Raw genomic sequence first — 18,625 nt, forward strand, 5'->3', positions numbered from 1 at the left:
GCTCTAAACCAACTGAGCTATATCCCCATTTATGTCAAAAATCAGTTGATAGTTTGGATTCGAACCTATGACCCTCCCGACTTTGCGAGTCGGGATGCCTAAACCAACTGAGCTATATCCCCATTTATATCAAAAATCAGTTGATAGTTCGGATTCTGCCATCGGCATCCCTAAGGGAGAACCTATGACCCTCCCGACTTTGTGAGTCGGGATGCCTAAACTAACTGAGCTATATTTTTTTTAAAAGAAAACAACCTTTTGTTGTCTTTTGGGAATGCAAATGTAGTACTGCTTTTTATATTTACAAATTGATTTTATAAAATAATTCAACTTTTTTTCATTCTAGAATTTATGGGGCTGAAAATCAAACGTTTATACACATAAAAAAAATAAATTTGGATTTATACCCCTTATTCACAATTTTCGTTCATCAATCAAAAGCATTACTTTGAAGCAAATAAGAAAGTTTATTCTTTATCTTTTTCTAATTTTCATCCTACTCTTTGCGGGTGGGTCGGCTTATTTATATTACAATCAAGACCAACTGATTGATAAAATTCTATCCGAAGTCAATAAATCCATTCAGACTCCTGTGGAGGTTGGTGCTATTGATATTAACTGGTGGACTGATTTTCCTAACATCTCCTTGCGCTTTCAGGATGTTTTTATTGAAGAGTCGTTGGAGAGGAGCAGTTTTCCATTAGCCAAATTGGAAGAGCTTGCGCTTTCTTTTAACACCTGGGATTTCTTAAAAGGGGATTATTTATTTGAGAAAATTATATTGAAAAGGGGTGAGGTGACCATTCGTACCACGCGTACAGGTGAAAGAAATTATGATATCATCAAGAGCTCTGAAAATGCCTCAGGTCAATCGGTCAATTTCAATCTAAAAAATATTCAGATTCAAGAGGTACAAGTAAATTATGTGGATGAAGCTTTGAAGCAATCCTACTTGCAATATGCGCAAGAGTTGAAAGCGAGTTTAAATAAAGTAGGCGATGTTTATCATATTAGTGCTGAAGGTAAATTGAATTCCAAGGCTATTAAAATTGGGGAGTACAGCTATTTTGAGAATAAAAATCTGACTGTTAATACGGAGCTAAATTATACGTATGGGACCGAAACAGTTGAGATATTACCGTCTCAATTGCTTTTTTCGGGTAATGAATTTCAGGTATCAGGGAATTATGAAATTCTAAACAGTTATATGGATATTAAAGTGAAAGGGATAGAGTCAGATTTCACCACATTCATTTCATTACTACCTGAAGATTACCGAAAGCAATTGGCTGATTATGAAAGTACAGGAAATGCTCAGTTTGAGGGTAGTTTCATTGGAAAGCTAACGGCAAAGGAAGATCCTAAAGTTAATTTCAATTTTAGTGTGGAGAATGCTTCATTATTTCAAGCTGAATACAACACTAGATTTGAGGATTTAAGCTTTCATGGAAATTTCAATAATGGTGCAAGACAAAGTCTGAAAACTTCTCAGTTGGTTTTAAAGGATTTAAAGGGAAATTTAAAGGGCAAACCCTTTAGTGCTAATCTGGGCATCAAAGACTTTGAGAATTATCTCATTAACCTTTCCACGGAAGGTCAAATTTCAACTCAAGATTTATTTACTTTCTTTCCTCATCATGAAAAATATACTCAACTGGAAGGCCTGATTGATTTTAATTTGAACATAGCAGGCTATTTTGATGATTTCAAACAGGCTTCTACTGCATCTCGAATTAATAATTCAGGAGAGATTATTCTGAGTAACTTAAGTGGGATTTATGAAGATTACCCTTTGCCGATAAGAGAAGTGAATGGCAGGCTTATGTTTAATAAAAATGATATAGCTATCAATCATTTACAGGGGAAAATAGGTGATTCTGATATTGAATTAAGTGGGTTTTTCCTTAATATCATTCCGTATTTCTTAAAAGACAATCAATCCCTATTAATTGAGGCAGAAACCATAAGTCAGAATATCAATCTTAATGAGTTGCTGTCTGGATTGTCAAATGCTGAAAACTCAATCGAAAAGCAAGAAGAGTCCTTCAAATTTGCTCTGAGCCCAAAATTGCAATTGGATTTAACTTCCCATATTTCAAAACTGGAGTTTAAGCGTTTTGAGGGGAGAAAAATTTCCGGTAAAATTAAATTGTCTAATCAAATTCTCGAGGCGCCTCAATTAGGATTGGAGAGCAATGGTGGAAAAATGACTTTGAGTGGCACGGTAAATGCCAAAAAGAAAAATGACATTCTCATTAATACACAAGCCTATTTCCAAGGGATGAATGTTGACAGTATATTTTATACTTTCGAAAATTTCCAACAAGATTTCTTAACTGACCGCCATTTAAAAGGGAAGATTGATGCAGATGTGAAAGCCTTTATTTTACTCGATGAAGGATTAAGCTTTCAATCCGATGCTTTTACGGCTACTATTGATGCAAAAATTGAAAATGGGGAGCTGAACAATTTTGAGCCTATGTTGAGTTTATCAGATTATGTGAGAGAGGACGAACTTACGAATTTAAATTTTGGTGAATTAAGCAATACCATTGAGATTAGGAATAAAGTAATTTATCTTCCAGAAATGTCCATACAGTCGAATGTATCCAATATTTTATTGCAAGGCACGCATACTTTTAATCAGGAAATTAATTATAGATTATTAGTACCTTTAAAAAACTATAAGAAGCAGGATAGTGACGAGGCATTTGGGGCCATTGAAGAAAGTGGGGAGTTCTCTAATCTTTATTTAAAAATTATTGGAACTACTGATGATTTTGAAGTCAGCTGGGATAAAAAACGTTCATTACAATCTTTAGCAGATAGAGTTAGAGAAGAGGGACAAACCTTAAAGAAATTAATTAAAGGAGAAAAACTCCCTGAAAAGGATAAAAAAGAAGTCGAATTAAATGAAGAAGAATATTTTGATTGGTAAAAAAATAATAAGCTACAGCTTAATAATCAATGCTTTAATTTTCACACTTTCTTGTGGAAGTAATAAGGTAACACCTAAAGTTACTGAGTTAGAAACCAATACTGATGCTTTAATAATTGGTTTGCAATCATTTAATGATTCTATAGTTTGGACAAGCGGAACATATTCCACTTTACTGAAATCCACCAATGCGGGCACTGATTGGCAAGTTTTTACTTATCCTAAGGTTGATAGCCTGCAATTTAGGGACGTCCACCCCATTAGTGATAAGGAAGCCATTGTATTAAGCGCGGGCGAAGGGAAATTAAGCCAAATTTTCTATTTCCATGAAGAATCAGGCTGGAGGAAAGTTTTTCAAATGGAAAATGAGCAAGGCTTTATAGATGCCGTGCAATTCTGGGAAAACGGCCAAGGCTTAGTCTATGGCGATGCAACAGATTCTTTAGCTTACATCCTTAAAACTGCAGATTTTGGTAGAAGTTGGACTCGAATTCCAACAGCTCCAATGGCAAATGAGGGTGAAGGCGGATTTGCTTCAAGTGGGAGCAATATTTTGACAGGTGAAGGTGGCAAAGCATGGATTGCCACAGGTGCAAACGGAAGTGCAAGAGTTTTTCACACAAAAGATTACGGCAGAAGCTGGGAAGTGAAAAACACTCCCATGGTGACAGGCGAATTCGCAGGTTTGACGGCCATTAAAAAATCTAATGATAAATTATGGATCACAGGCGGTGACTTGGCAGTCACTGATCAAAAATTGAAGAATGTTTACTATTCTGAGGATAATGGCAAAAACTGGCAAGCTTTGCCTCAGCACCAGACTGCTGGTTCTTTCTACGGCTTAGCAGTTACTGATTATTTAGAAAATGAATTCGCATTAGTTTGTGGACCAAAAGGAGCTGAAATTTGGCTTGGCGACCAACAAAAATGGAAAACCCTCAGCAAAGAAGACATTTGGACTACTACCTTCATTGACAGCCGAACTGCTTTGATGGCAGGTAGGAATGGTAAAATGTTTAAGGTGGAGTTGGAATGAGGAGTAAAAGTTACTCTTTTTGGGAACTTTTTATATCTTTATATTGTATGAGAATTCTCAAGGAGAAAACTCTAAATGATTATTGTGAGCAGGCTAAGTATAAGCCTGCTGAAGAATCCTTGAAAGCGTGGTTTTATGAAGCTAGATATTCCATTTGGAACAATTCTAATGAATTAAAGGCAAAATATAGAAACGCAAGTATAATCGGTTCTAAGAGAGTTATTTTTAATATAAAGGGAAATGACTTTAGATTAATAGTAGATATTGAATATAAACTCAGTACTATTTTTATAGTTTGGTTTGGTGCGCATGCTGAATATGATAAAATTGATGCAAAAACAGTAAAATATGATGGCTAGAATTAAAATATTAAAAACAGAAAAAGAATACGATAAAGCCTGTGGACGTATTTATCAAATAATCCAGAGCAATGATGATGCTATTGAGCCAGGGACTAAAGAAGGGGAGGAGTTAGAATTATTATCATTATTGGTAGAAAATTATGAAAAAGAAAATCATGCATTAGGAGTTCCAAATCCAATTGAAGCTATAAAATTCAGGATGGATCAAATGAACTTAAAACAAATAGATGTAGCACCTCTCTTTGGAGGTAAAACTAGAGTTTCAGAAGTGTTAAATGGGAAAAGACCTTTAACACTCAAGATGATTACCTTATTGAATCGTTATTTGGGAATCCCATTAGAATCTTTAATTGCAGGAAATAAGAAATATGAATTGTCTGCTAAAAAGCAAGATCAATTATTAAATGTAGGAGCAATAAATCAATATTATTCAATTTCTGAATCATTGAGTAAAGCATCACTGTAATTCAATGCGGTTTAGGTAAGGAAAATTTCCTTGCCAACTGTTGGTGGAATGGATTAATGAAAGCTAAATTTATCACTTATATACATAAGTTATAAATTAACCATCATATCTAAAGCCAATCACCAATACATCATCAACTTGTGCTTGTTGCCCTTTCCAGCTTTCAAATCTGTCATCTAAAATAGATTTTTGTTTTTCCATAGGCTCGAATGCAATTTCCTGTAAAAGCTTTTTCATTTTCTTGACCATGAATTTTCTGTCATCAGATCCGCCAAATTGATCTGCATAGCCATCAGAATAAATATAGTAGGTAGTTCCTTTTGTTAAATCAAATTTATGATTAGTAAACTTATCATTGTTCTTAGTTTTTCTTTTGCCACCGATAGCCATTTTATTGGCTTTTATGATATTCATTTCACCCTTTTCGTCAACCATCACCAATGGATTGTTTGCACCTGCAAATTCTAAAGTATTTGCTTCAGTGTCTATGGCGCAAAGAGCGGCATCCATTCCATCTTGATTGTTAGTTTCTTTTTGTTTTAATGAGCGCTGGATGTCATCATGTAAGTGATCTAAAATTTTACCAGGCTCTAAAATATTGTTTTGTTTGACTATACTAGTTAAATGAGATTCACCTACCAAAGACATAAATGCTCCAGGAACTCCATGGCCGGTGCAATCAACAGCAGCGATGAATATTTTATTTTCTGTTTTAGCGAACCAATAAAAGTCACCTGATACGATGTCTCTTGGTTTGAAATAGATGAAATTTTCTTTCAGAGATTCACTTATGCTTTCATTTGTAGGCAAAGCAGCACTTTGTATTCTTTCTGCATATTTAATACTGGCCGTAATATTTTCGTTTTTTCTCTCTATGATTTCTTTTTGTTCTACCACCTCAGCAGTTCGCTCCTGCACTTTTTCTTCCAGATTTTCATAGAGCATGGCATTTTCAATGGAAATAGCCATTTGGGTAGTGAGCATATTAAGAATTCGTGTACGGTCAGCATTAAAAGCACCGTATGAAAGATTGTTTTCCAGATATAAAATCCCCAACATTTTACCTTTATATATTAAAGGCATGCATAAAATGGATTTTGGATTATGAATTAAAATATGCTCGTCTTGAGTGAAATTTCCTTCTTTTGAAGCATCATTCAGCACTAGACTTTCTTCTGTCCGCATTACGTAATTAACGATTCCAGCTGAAATTTGAGGGTTTTTACCCCTTGGCATCATATCTTTAATAGGGATATGCTGCATCAATTCTACTTCCGTATTCTCAACATCGCAACTGGCTTCCACAAACCATTCCTGACTTTCTTCTTTTTTCAACATTAAAAACCCTTTCTCAGCCCCTGCATTTTCAATTACCAAATGCATTACCTTATCCAATAGTTTGGATAAAACAACCTCTCCTGATAAGGTCTGGGAAGATTTTATAATGGTATTGATATCAATTGTATTAGCACCTTCGAAGTTGAATTCTGTTATCTTGGCTGTGCTGGTGGCCTGAGTGGATAGTGTAATATCATTTCCACCATAAACTGTGCTCTGCTTCTTTTGTAATTGCTCAGCCTTATTTAGAAAGCCTTGCTTGTTATAAATTATAATGGCTCTATTAAGATGGTATCTGGCTTCTTCATGACGGTTTTCAATGTCCATTAACTCGGCTATACGCTCATGAATTAGGGCAGGAAGATGATGATAATGGTATTTTCTAGCACTTTCAATTGCCAGGGTGTAGGTTTTTGAGGCTTGCCAATATTTTTTATGGATGAATTCGGTTTCAGCCTTTAAGAATAAGTATTTAGCTTCGAAATTATGTGGGTTCTGAGTTTTCCATTTCTTAAATTTCTTTACAGCCGCATTTAAAATAGATTTTTTACCGCCAGATTTTTTGTGCATTAATGCACTATTCATTCCTGCCCAAAAATAATGCTCCGTGCTGTGTAACATTCCAGCAGAAGCATCCATCATTTTCTTAGATTTTTGAATGGTGTCTTCTGTATTTTCAAAATCCCTATTCAGATATTGATTGAATAATTGATTGATGAAAAAGTAGTGTGCAAAATGCTGAGATACATAGTCTTTGGTTTGGGATATATATTCTTTTTCAGAGAAATGTTCATCATCAAAAGAGGTAGCCCTTACAGTTTTTCCTTGAAAACAAAGAACTGCTTGTTTTACAGCTTTAACTGTCCCTATGAGTTCGTGATTATTAGACAGATTTTCAAGTAATTCTTCATAAGCGGAAGCTTTTTTTTCAATTTCTTTTAGTGGAACTCCTCGCATTAATTGATGCTGTAAAGTAGCACAACAACTACAGCCAGTGTGGAAAAGATCACCTGTTTCTAAACCTGTTTCATAAGCTTTGCTAAAGTAGCTTTCTGCTTCTATGGCTGGGTTTAACCAGGAAGTTGCAAAATAACCGTTTACAAATAGAACTTCGCTGCGCTGGGTCATGTTGCCAAATTTTTCGTTCAGATCTCGAGCGAGCTGTCCGAATTGCTGACCAATTTTACGCATTCCCAAAATGCCACCCATAAAAATCCCCCCAAATACCAAATATCCGATAGCGCTTTCTGAGGTATTTCCCTTCTTCATACACAAATTCACCATAACCATAGCATTGGCAACGGCTAATTCTGGTTTGATTTGGTAAGCTGATTTTAAGATAGCGGCCATTAATTTAACAGCCAAAATAATATCTTTATCCTCGGCCGTTTTATGATTTACAAAATCCCGAATAGGTTGCCCCTTGAATTTGCTTTTCGTCTTCAACATATTGATGATTAAAGCAGGTTTAGGAGGGTTTTGCGGTAGTTTTATATGAAATATATTACTTAGAACTTCGCTTCCGGTTGCATATGCTTTTTTGAAATCACCTATATTGGTGTAAAAGTGGATTTTCTTTTCGTAGGCATCTGCTTTTTGAATTTTATCCTTAGCTAATTCAATGGCTTTGTTATAGAATTGATTAGCTGTTTCATCTTGATCACACAAATGTTCTGCCTCTGCTCTTCTAAGATTTATTTTGTATAAAAGATCAGATTCATTACTAGTATCTTCTCCTTCAATCAATTCCATTCCGCTCTTGGCATAGCTTAAGGCAGATTCGTAAGCTGCACTCAAAATGGCTTTTTCACACGCATCAGCATTCAATCTGCTCACTTCTATCTTTTCATCAACCTCAGTTATTAGCGATAAGGCTTGATTGAAATGATTAACCATTTCAAAAATTAAATTGCTTTCGTGAGTTTTAGTCACTTTTGACTTAATCATTCTCCCAATAGAGAGATGGAGTGATTGAGCCTTTTCAGTACCTAATAATTCATAAAAAGCTTGTTGGATTCTATCATGAACAAATTTGAACTCTATTTCTTCTTTAATTTCAGAAGATGATAATAGCGCAATATTATCTCGGATTGGAACAATTAGATTTTCTTGCAGCGCATTTTTAAGAATAGGGGCAATCTCTTCATTTTTCTTATCTGATAGCTGGGCCAATTCCTGTAAGCTAAAAGTATTTCCAGTTACCGAAGCAGTTTTGAGTATTTCCTGCAAAGCAGATGGTAATTTCTCTGCTTTTTGCATCATCAGATCCAGTACATTGTCGCTGAATCCCATTTTATTTACTTTATCTATATCAAAGCTCCATTTTCTTTCACCTGGTTTTGCGGTTATGTAAGCCTCTTCATAAAGGTTTTTTAGGAACTGATTAACGAAAAATGCATTGCCCCCTGTTTTCTTTTGAATTAATTCCGCTAAGGCTTTAATATGTGACCCTTTATCTAATAGAGCGTCTTCCAAAAGTTCTATTATGGAAGCAACGGATAAATTACCTAGCTTTATTTTATTAATGGCTAGTTCATCTTGCTTCAGCTTGTCTAACATCAATTGAAATGGATGTGCTTCCGCTACTTCATTGTCCCGATAAGATAAAATAACTAATAAATTTTCTATCTCTTTATCAGAAAGAATGGCGTGTATTAAATTTAAAGAGGCAGTATCTGCCCATTGCATATCATCTACAAAAAGTACCAAAGGATGTTCAGGCTGAGCAATGGCTTTAATAAATTTTGTAAATACAAAGTTTAGTCTGTTTTGAGATTCGGAAGCACCTAAATTTGGCAAAGGAGGTTGTTCGCCAATTACGAGCTCCATTTCAGGAATTATCTCCAATAATACCTCTCCACTTTCACCTAAAGCATGTTGGATTTTCTCTTTCCATAATTTTAATTGGCTTTCATCTTTGGTCAATATGGATTGCGTAAAGCTTTTAAAAGCTTGACTTATGGCGAAATAGGGGTTATTCCGCTGGAACTGGTCAAATTTACCTCCTAAAAACTCTCCTTTTTTTTCTGTAATAGGTTTGTTTACTTCACTGATTAAAGCTGATTTTCCGGTTCCGGATACCCCAGAGACTAAAACTAATTCCTTATCAAGATTACTTGCCCTGTTAAAAGCGTCCATCAATTGTTGAATCTCCGTTGATCTTCCGTACAGTTTTTCCGGAATACTGAACTGCTTGGAGAAATCTTCCTGGCCAATAGTGAACTCCCCTATTTTCCCCTTTTTTTCCCATGCATTTTGGCATTTCTTAAGATCATGCAAGAGCCCTTCTGCTGATTGATAGCGGTCTTCTGCATTTTTGGAAAGAAGCTTGAGGATAATTTCTGAAATTACGATTGGTAATTTTTCATTATGCTTATGTGGGGCTACAGGTTTTTTTGCTATATGAAAATGAATCAATTCTAATGAATCATTAGTATTGAATGGAAGGATTCCACATAATAGTTCATAAAGAGTGATGCCTAAAGAATATAAATCAGAACGGTAATCAATAATGCGGTTAACACGACCAGTTTGCTCAGGAGAGATATATTGCAAAGTACCTTCTAATCGATCAGGATTTTCCAGGTGATTTGATTTTAGATTGATTTCAGATGAGATATTGAAATCAATAATGGAGATTTTTTTATTACTTTGATCATAAAGAATATTATTACTATTAATGTCTTTATGGATAATATGCTTTTGATGTAATTTGCCTAGTAGTTCAGAGGATTGAATGGCAATATTTAAAAAATCGGGTATGCTAGCGGGTTTTGTGAAAAACTGTGATAATGGAAGTCCGGGTACATATTCCAATACTAGAACATGTTCTCCTTCAATAAACGTTTTCTCCAAAGCCTTTCTAAAACCACTATTTTCTAGTTTACTGCTAATTAGCAATTCATTTTCAAATTGATTGATTTTTTTCTCCGATTCATAATCCTTTTTAAGCATTTTGACTAAAACATCTGAATCGTAATCAGCTAATTTGGTCTTAAAAATACTGGTCGATGTTGAGTTGTAAATTAATTCTCCTTCCATAACGCTATTTTATACAATGCATCCATATTATTTAATCTCCCAATCATGCAAATATCTACCTAACTAAACTGAAATAAAATTCTAATGATCTTTTTAAGACGGGAGAAGATAAATCATCGATAAGTTGCCTCCCATGATAGTCATTATTTAGATCTTGGCATATAAAGAGCAGGATATTTCTCATGGCTCAAACCTTTATAATTTTCAGGCTTTTCAGGTTTGTCATTATAATTTCCTGCCAAACGTGAATTATTTAATGCGAACTGCATAAATAAGTCATAATCTAGCGCCATAGTCGCTTTTTGCTCGCCATCTAATGCAGGCATAATTTCAGTACCTGGTCTATTTTGATAATAATTTCCCCACCCTTTACTCAGCGGATTATAAAGTGTGTCAGTATAAACCAAATTTTGTTTAGGAGATGGGTAGAAGTCGTTTTGTGGAGGAAAAGTAGCTGTTCCATGGCAACTCATACAAGCAGAAGCTCTAAAATGCAGATAAGATTTTCCGCCTGAGGCTTTTCCATTTTCATCTAACACAAAAACACTATCTGGTGTTCCATCGGCTTTCATACCACCTACTAAAGCTACATCAATTGGCCCGGAAAGTCGGTCTCCATAGCCAATATTTGCTTTATAATATTCAGGAGCATCAGGATTAATGTAAGTTTCGGATAATGCTTTTGTAGTACCCATTTTATCGGGGTCATTGCCCCAGGAAACGCCTAAAAGCTCTAATCGGTCAAAAATTGTCTTTCCATCGCTTTCTTTATCATAGATAAAGGTAGAGAATACCCAGCCAGTCTCTGGAGCTGCAATTGTATCCTTAATGATAATATCAAATTGAATCCATGCTAATTCTTGTAAAACAGGATTTTTACCTTTCATTGGGCCAAACTCCATTTCTCTGTAAATCGGGAAAGTACCGGCTCCTTCCATAATATCCCAGTCATCTCCTGTAGCAGTGGTGCCGGCAGCCTTAATAATGATAGCATTTTGTTTAAATTGAGCAGCATCGGTGCTGTATTCTGGATAAAAACCGTTTTTATCATTCGATTTCCAAAGTTTGTTTAGAGTTAAGGTAGCTACATCATTATAATAAACCAATGCATGATTTTGCATAGGGCCTTCAAAACCGTAATCTTTGAAAATACCATTTTTCAAGACTTGCCCGGTCATGGTTCCATAAACGGTTTCTAAGCCTTTCCAACCTGTGGCGCTGTCATAGGACTGAGCACTCCAGCCCATATTGTACCAATCTTTTCGGTATTCGCTGGATGGCCAATTTTCAGGTTCATTGATCATCACTTCCATAGCATCTTTAATATATTCTCTAATGGACATAATATATTCGCTTGCGTTTTCCTGACTGATGGCTTTGCCTTCAGTAATTGTTTCCCAGGGGTAATCCTTAGGAGCTACACTTTCAGGGTAATTATAATTAGCTTTAAAAAAAGGCCCTGAATAAATGGAATCCGGTGGATAGACTTCATTATTGTCAGCAAAAGGTTTTAGTATCATTTCAGATTTCTGAACTTTAGAATCCTTTGCTTTATATTCTTTATTATTCTGAGAACAAGCTGACCAAAATAATGAAATCAATATAATTGCTGAATAAGCTAATGGCTGTAAAGGTTTTGATTTGAACATAACTAAAATTTAAGATTAAAAACTTTTTAAAGATGTAATATAAGATAAATTATATTATTCTTTTATAAATTATAAAGAAAGAAGTAGTTAAATTGTAATAGATTGCGTTGGAAGTTTATTTAGTAAACTTGTGTTTCATACTTTCTAAATTTTAAAGAATAAGGGCTTATATTAGTCCTACTTTGTCAAATTGTAATCTTTGCCACCGATTTCTGCCTTCCTGTGAAGAATCAGGCCTTGGAGATGAAAATGTAATATGACAAGATAGAATTAGTGAGTTAATCATTAAAGGATGCTTTTATATATTTTTATAATATCAATACAATTGTTATACACTCCTCTTGAAATAAATCAAGATCAGGAAGAGGTGATCCTTAGTATAGAAGAATTGTATTCTTATGAAGACAAAAGCAATCAATTGACTTTTTCTGATGTAAAATCACCTTCTTTTCAGTCCAACTTCACTCAAAAGCCAGATTTCGAACCGGATGATTATAACAGAAATTCTACCTATTGGGTAAAACTTGATTTTATTCTGCCTGAATATGATGGGAATTACATTCTTGAATTTTATGATCAGACCATTGATAGTATTAATGTTTATATCAGGCAGGATGGAGGCTTATACCGAAAATATAATTTGGGAGACGCTTATCCCTTTAGTAGTAAATCCATTAAGCATAAAAACTTTGATTTAACACTTGATGCCAATAGTGGATATGAGGCTTATATTCAAGTTAGAAACTCTCAATATGCTGATATAAGAATTGCCATAAAGCGTATTGATCGATTTATTCAATATAGCTTAAATGAATACTTTCTTTATGGAATTTTTTATGGGATGATTGTTATCATTTCTCTGTATAATTTGTTGATTTACCTGGCCATTAGAGAAATCAAATATATTTACTATACCTTTTATATTTTGAGTGTAGGTTTTTATGCTTTATGTATAGATGGAGTTGCCTACCAGTACTTATGGCCTGAACAACCTAAATGGAATCAGTTGGCTTATGGTGTAGCGCTTTATGCTATTATTTTCTGGTCTACCATATTTTCTATTCGATTTTTAAATACTAAAATAAGAGCTCCTAAACTTCATAAATGGATTATTGGGATTTTAATAGTAAGATCAGCATTATTTCTTTATGCTTTATTTTTTGATCCTACTCTATTCCGTTTCCGAAACATTGAAATAATTCTTTTATCCTTAATATTCGTGAGCAGTATTTTTGTTTTCAGAAGAGGGTATAAACCTGCTCGATTTTTCGTGGTAGCTTATGGAATTCTGTTTTCAGGTTTTCTAATGCGTGCGCTTATCAATTGGTCGGTAATTCCTTTTAGTACTTTTAATTACTACAGCCTTCATATTGGGTTTATACTCGAGATGTTGTTTTTAACCTTTGCGCTTTCTGACAGAGTAAGGATTCTAAAGGCAAACAGAGATCGAGCTCTTAAAAGAATTGTGACCCAGCATGAACAAAATGTAAAAGTCATTAACAGAATTAATAAGGGGCTGGAGAGAAAAGTAGAAGAGAGGACGAAGGATATTAATGAAAAAAATGTAGAGCTTGAAAGGACAAATGAACAAATAAATAAACAATCACGAGAAATTGCTGAGATCAATTCAATGTTGGATCTGGATAATTATCGATTAAAAAACAATATCAAAAAAATTCAGCGAGAGCGATTGCTCAATAAAAACCTGAATTTTGAAGAATTTACGGATATTTTCACCACAAAAGAACAATGTCTAGAAATCTTAGCTGCTTTTAAATGGAAAGATGGTTATGAATGTCAAAAATGTAACAATCAAAAATTCCATTTGAATAATTCGAATTTGGCAAGAAGATGTACTAAATGTGGTTATAATGAGAGTTCAACAGCTTTTACGATTTTTAAAAGCATTAAATTCGATTTACCTAAAGCCTTTTTTATTGTTTATTCCCACCTTAATGAAGATCGCTACACTTTGGATGAGCTTTCTGATATTATGGATATGCGAAGAAATACTATTTGGGAATTTAAGAAGAAAGTAGAAGAAGAAATTGAGAATAACGGTAAGTCCTATTTAAACAATTTACTCCACTTTGGATACGAAAGATTTGCAAATTTTGTAGAAGTAAGACTATAATTGTATTATTTTAATATAATGTCAAAATATATTTTAATGTTTTTTAATCAGGACGTAAAAATTAAAATATCCACTCATTAAGCCCTATCGAATAAATATCATTGTTTTTATTGCGTTATAAAAGTCAAAAAATCGTCATTTTTTTTAATTGTATAATATAAAAATATCTATTTTATAATTTTGATTTCAAGGAAACATTCGCTTAACTTCAATGAAAGTAAGTTATAATTATGGCTAATTGGATTGCCTAAAATGTTTTCTTATGAACAAATTGATACAAATATTTTTTCTGTTACTTTTCTTTGCCAATTCAGCTTTGGCACAAGTAAAATTAAATGGAACAGTAACCGATGTTGCTACTCAAGAACCTATCCCAGGAGTTTCTATAAAGGTAGTGGGAACAGACCGAGGAACAATTACTGATTTAGATGGTAATTATAATTTAAATATAGATGAAAATGCAACTTTAAGATTTTCATTTATTGGTTACAAAACTCAAGAGTTAGCTGTTAATGGAAGGACAGTTATAAATATCCAATTAGAAGAAGACATTGAAGCGCTTGAAGAAGTAGTAGTAGTAGGATATGGTTCTATCAAAAAGAGTGATCTTACTGGCTCCATAACTTCGATTGAATCAGAAGAACTGATAAAAGCTCCAGCGGCCGACCCTATGCAATCTTTACAAGGAAAAGTTGCTGGTCTTCAAGTACTTAATAGTTCTGGTCAACCTGGTGCAGAGTCGAATGTTCGTTTAAGAGGCATTACTACTTTGAATGATAACCGAGTGCTTTATGTAGTAGATGGTGTTATCATTGAAGGAGGAATTGGATTTTTAAATAGTAATGATATTGAATCTGTTGAAGTTTTAAAAGATGCTTCATCTAAAGCAATTTATGGTACTAGAGGTGCAAGCGGGGTTATTTTAGTTACTACAAAAACAGCTAAAGCGGGAGAAGGAAGTATTTCAATTTCTTCCGAGTATGGATTAGAAAATATTGCCAATAAAATTGGCGTAATGTCAGGTCCTGAATTTGCTAGCTATATAAATGATGTTAATCCTGGTACCTATAACAATTTAGGAGCCTTGCCTGACACCGATTGGCAAGATTTAGTCTTTCAAGATTGGCAACCTGTCCAAACTTATACTGTTTCAGCAAAAGGAGCTACTGAAAAATTATCTTACTACATCTCAGGAGGTTATTTTGGTCAAGAAGGAATAGTCCCAAAATCAGATTTTGAAAGAGTAACCTTTAAATTGAATACTAGCTACCAGGTAAAACCATATTTGAAAATTGGTTCTAATTTAACGGGAATTAGTTCTAATAACACTAATCCTCCGGGTGTGGTCAATACCTCATTAAATGCATGGCCTATTAATGCTCCTTTTAATGGTGATGGATCATATGCAGAAGTTCAAGGAGGAAATCCTTTAGCTGCAATTGAATATAATAATTCAACAGGAAATCAATTGAGAGCATTAGGTAACTTCTATGCGGAAATCAAATTCCTTGAAGGTTTTGAGTTTAGAAGTAGTTATCAATTCGACTTAATTAACAGTAAAAATCGATCATTTACACCTGAATTTAGTGTTGGTGCTCTACAGGAAAATGAAGAGAGTGATATAAGCATAGGCTTTAGTGAAAGTAGGAATTGGATATTTGAAAATACGCTTTCTTACAATAAAGAAATTGGAAGGAGTACCATTAACAGTGTGGTTGGGTATACAGCACAGGAAACCAATCGTGAATTTATTGGGGGTAGTAGAAGAAATTTAATTGGGATTGACCCTAGCTTATGGTATTTGGATGCAGCCTCAAATGATTTTCAATTTAATTCCAATGGAGGTGTTTCAAGAGCATTAACATCTATATTATTCAGAACTAATTATGCTTATGATGGTCGTTACTTAGCTACACTTACGATTAGACGTGATGGTTCTTCGGTTTTTGGAAGAAATAACCGTTATGCAAATTTTCCTGCAGTTGCTTTGGGGTGGAATATAGCTAAGGAAAACTTTTATCCAACTAATTTCATTGTAAATAATTTAAAATTGAGAGCTAGTTATGGTATAAATGGTAACCAAAATATACCAGGTGATGATCAATTTTCAAGAATTGGGCCTGGTGTTAATGCTGTATTTGGTTATGATGATACACTCATTAATGGGGCATCCTTTGTAGGCAGCCCGGGTAATCCTAATTTAAAATGGGAAACTACTGCAGAATATGATTTCGGAATTGAGTTTGACGCTCTTGAGAGTCGCTTAACAGGTGAAATTGATTATTATAATCGAACGACCACCGATATTTTGGTTAAACTAGATTTACCTGGTTATGTAGGTGCAGGAGCATTTATACGACAAACATTCAATGCTGCCACAGTGAATAACAATGGAATTGAATTTGCTTTGAATTGGGTCGATGATATTGGAAACTTCACCTATGGAATAGGAATTAACGGATTTACAAATGTAAATACAGTTACTGATTTAGGTGAAGATATTGGCGTTTCAGATAATATTGAAAGTGGAAATTTAGGAAATGGAGAGAGAGTGACTCTTACTGAAGTTGGAATGCCAATCGGATATTTTCACGGATATAAAGTGGCAGGTATTTTCCAGAATGAAGAACAGTTAAATGAATTCCCAAGCTTAAGCCAGCAAAGAGTTGGAGATTTTATTTATGAAGATGTTAATGGCGATGGAGAATTGAACGACCTAGATAAAACATTCTTAGGCTCTTGGATTCCTGATTTTGTATATGGTTTCAATTTTAATGTAGGATATAAAGGATTAAATATTTCAGCTGATTTTGCTGGTCAATCGGGCAACAGCATATTTAATGGGAAACAAGCAGTTAGACCAAACCTAGTCAATTTTGAAGATCGTTTTTTAGACAGATGGACTGGTGAAGGAACATCCAATACCGACCCTAGAGCTTCTCTTACAGGGATAAATTATAAACCATCTGATTACTTTCTGGAAGATGCATCATTCTTAAAGCTCAGAACATTAACGGTTAATTATCAGCTACCACAATCATTATTAGATAACATCAAATTCAATTCTGCTTCAATATTTTTCAGAGGAACAAACTTATTTGTCTGGACAGATTATTCAGGTTATACTCCAGAATTAGGTAGCGGAAATTCTGCTTTGGGTGGCGTAATCGACAATGGAGGTTATCCAACCACAAGAGTATTAAGTACAGGTTTAAATGTGTCATTTTAATTAAAAATATAATTGATGAAGACTTATAAAATATATTCATTAATCGGCTTTCTAACCACCTTATCCTTTTTAGGATGTAAGGATGAGTTCTTAGATAGACCACCACAAGCAACCTTAGTAGCTGGTAATTTTCCCGCTACTGGTGAAGAAGCAGTAATTGCTACCAACGGTATTTACAACACCTTAAGAATTTGGGGTATTTATTCTGGTGGATTTCCATTAATCGATATCATGACAGATGAAATGGTGAAAGGAAGTAATCCAGGGGATGGAGTTCAAGTGCTCAATTTTCAGGATTATACATTTACTGCCACTGATGGGAATATTGAAAGTTGGTATAGAACTTTATATTTAGGAATTAGAAGATCTTATCTGGTTTTGGAAAAGGTACCAGAAATTGAAATGGATCCTCAACTTAAAAATAGATTGTTGGGTGAAGCTCGATTTTTACGCTCATTTTTCTATTTCTCCCTAGTTCAAGCATTCGGAGATGTTCCATTGGTTGAATCTTCAGAAGCTCCAAACGGATTAGCGCGCACAAATAAAGAAACCATTTATCAGGATATTATTTTCCCTGACCTTTTGTTTGCTATCGAAAATTTACCTGAAAAGTCAGAATATTCTGATGAATCTGCGGGAAGGATTACAAAGGGAGCGGCAAGGGCAATGCTAGCCAGAATTCATTTGTACAGAGGGGAGTTCCCAGAAGCAGCTACCTATGCTTTGGAAGTGATTAATTCTCAACAATATGATCTAGAAAACGAATTCCAAATGGCTTTTAGAGTGGCTACAGAGCACGGTCCGGAATCAGTTTTTGAAATTGGAGCAATGGCTGAAGGAGATTTTACTTTAGGAGGAAATCAATATGCCAATACACAAGGAGTGAGAGGAACGCCTAACTGGGGTTGGGGCTTTGGTAGACCTTCATACCCATGGATAGAGAAATTGGATAATGATAATGATCCAAGATTAGAAGGTTCTGTAATCTTTTTGGGTGATGTAATTGATGGAGTTACTATCGAAGGAGATGGAACTACACAGGACACCACTTATGCCGAAGATGGCTCTATAGTTGAAATAGAAACTTACAATAGAAAAGTATATGCCACAGGAGAAAGAAATGCAGACCGCTGGGGACATAACAGAAGAGGGATTCGCTATGCAGATGTATTATTGATGGCAGCAGAAGCCTTAAACGAAACAGGAAACTCAGCACAAGCTCTTATCTATTTAAATGAAGTGAGACAAAGAGCTAGAGGTAATGATGACCAGTTATTACCAGATATTACTACAACCGATCCAAATCAATTGAGAGAAATTATCTACGAAGAACGCAGCCGAGAGTTTGCTTTTGAAGGTTTGCGTTATTGGGATTTAGTCAGGACAGACCGTGCAGCCGAAGTTTTAGGTCCTTTAGGATTTGAAGCTGGTA

Annotated in this window: 9 protein-coding genes; 7 read left to right on the forward strand and 2 right to left on the reverse strand. The window is 34.6% G+C overall.

Features of this window, described 5'->3' with window-relative positions; all coding sequences use genetic code 11:
- The first annotated feature begins 448 nt into the window (after positions 1-448).
- From Q0L29_RS16760 to Q0L29_RS16775, 4 genes are read left to right on the forward strand one after another with little or no spacing between them, the layout of a single operon-like run.
- A complete protein-coding gene (locus tag Q0L29_RS16760; protein ID WP_296623512.1) occupies positions 449-2,938 on the forward strand; it encodes an AsmA-like C-terminal region-containing protein in 2,490 nt (829 codons plus the stop codon).
- Positions 2,913-3,974, forward strand: a complete 1,062-nt coding sequence (locus Q0L29_RS16765) for a hypothetical protein (protein ID WP_296623514.1) — start codon at positions 2,913-2,915, stop codon at positions 3,972-3,974. Before Q0L29_RS16760 ends, Q0L29_RS16765 begins: the two co-directional genes overlap by 26 nt.
- Before the next feature lie 47 nt (positions 3,975-4,021).
- Entirely contained in the window at positions 4,022-4,333 is a 312-nt protein-coding gene (locus Q0L29_RS16770) for a type II toxin-antitoxin system HigB family toxin (protein ID WP_296623515.1), read from the forward strand.
- Positions 4,323-4,802, forward strand: a complete 480-nt coding sequence (locus Q0L29_RS16775; protein WP_296623517.1) for a helix-turn-helix domain-containing protein — start codon at positions 4,323-4,325, stop codon at positions 4,800-4,802. Before Q0L29_RS16770 ends, Q0L29_RS16775 begins: the two co-directional genes overlap by 11 nt.
- A 96-nt stretch (positions 4,803-4,898) precedes the next feature.
- Here the strand turns inward: Q0L29_RS16775 and Q0L29_RS16780 are convergent, their stop codons facing one another.
- A complete protein-coding gene (locus Q0L29_RS16780; RefSeq protein WP_296623519.1) occupies positions 4,899-10,181 on the reverse strand; it encodes an AAA family ATPase in 5,283 nt (1,760 codons plus the stop codon).
- A 143-nt stretch (positions 10,182-10,324) separates the two neighbouring features.
- The gene (locus Q0L29_RS16785; protein WP_296623521.1) at positions 10,325-11,830 is read right to left on the reverse strand and encodes a hypothetical protein; all 1,506 of its coding nucleotides are present in this window, start codon (positions 11,828-11,830) and stop codon (positions 10,325-10,327) included.
- A gap of 292 nt (positions 11,831-12,122) precedes the next feature.
- Between Q0L29_RS16785 and Q0L29_RS16790 the strand changes: the two genes are divergently transcribed.
- From Q0L29_RS16790 to Q0L29_RS16800, 3 genes are all read left to right on the forward strand, one after another.
- Positions 12,123-13,964, forward strand: a complete 1,842-nt coding sequence (locus Q0L29_RS16790) for a 7TM diverse intracellular signaling domain-containing protein (protein WP_296623523.1) — start codon at positions 12,123-12,125, stop codon at positions 13,962-13,964.
- Between the two features lie 262 nt (positions 13,965-14,226).
- Complete coding sequence (locus Q0L29_RS16795) at positions 14,227-17,193, forward strand: TonB-dependent receptor (RefSeq protein ID WP_296623525.1); 2,967 nt, start codon at positions 14,227-14,229, stop codon at positions 17,191-17,193.
- 15 nt (positions 17,194-17,208) lie between these two features.
- The coding region (locus tag Q0L29_RS16800; protein ID WP_296623527.1) for a RagB/SusD family nutrient uptake outer membrane protein at positions 17,209-18,625 on the forward strand (1,417 nt) is incomplete at its 3' end.

Origin of the sequence: Marivirga sp. (genome assembly GCF_024636815.1) — a bacterium.
Classification (GTDB): Bacteria; Bacteroidota; Bacteroidia; order Cytophagales; family Cyclobacteriaceae; genus Marivirga.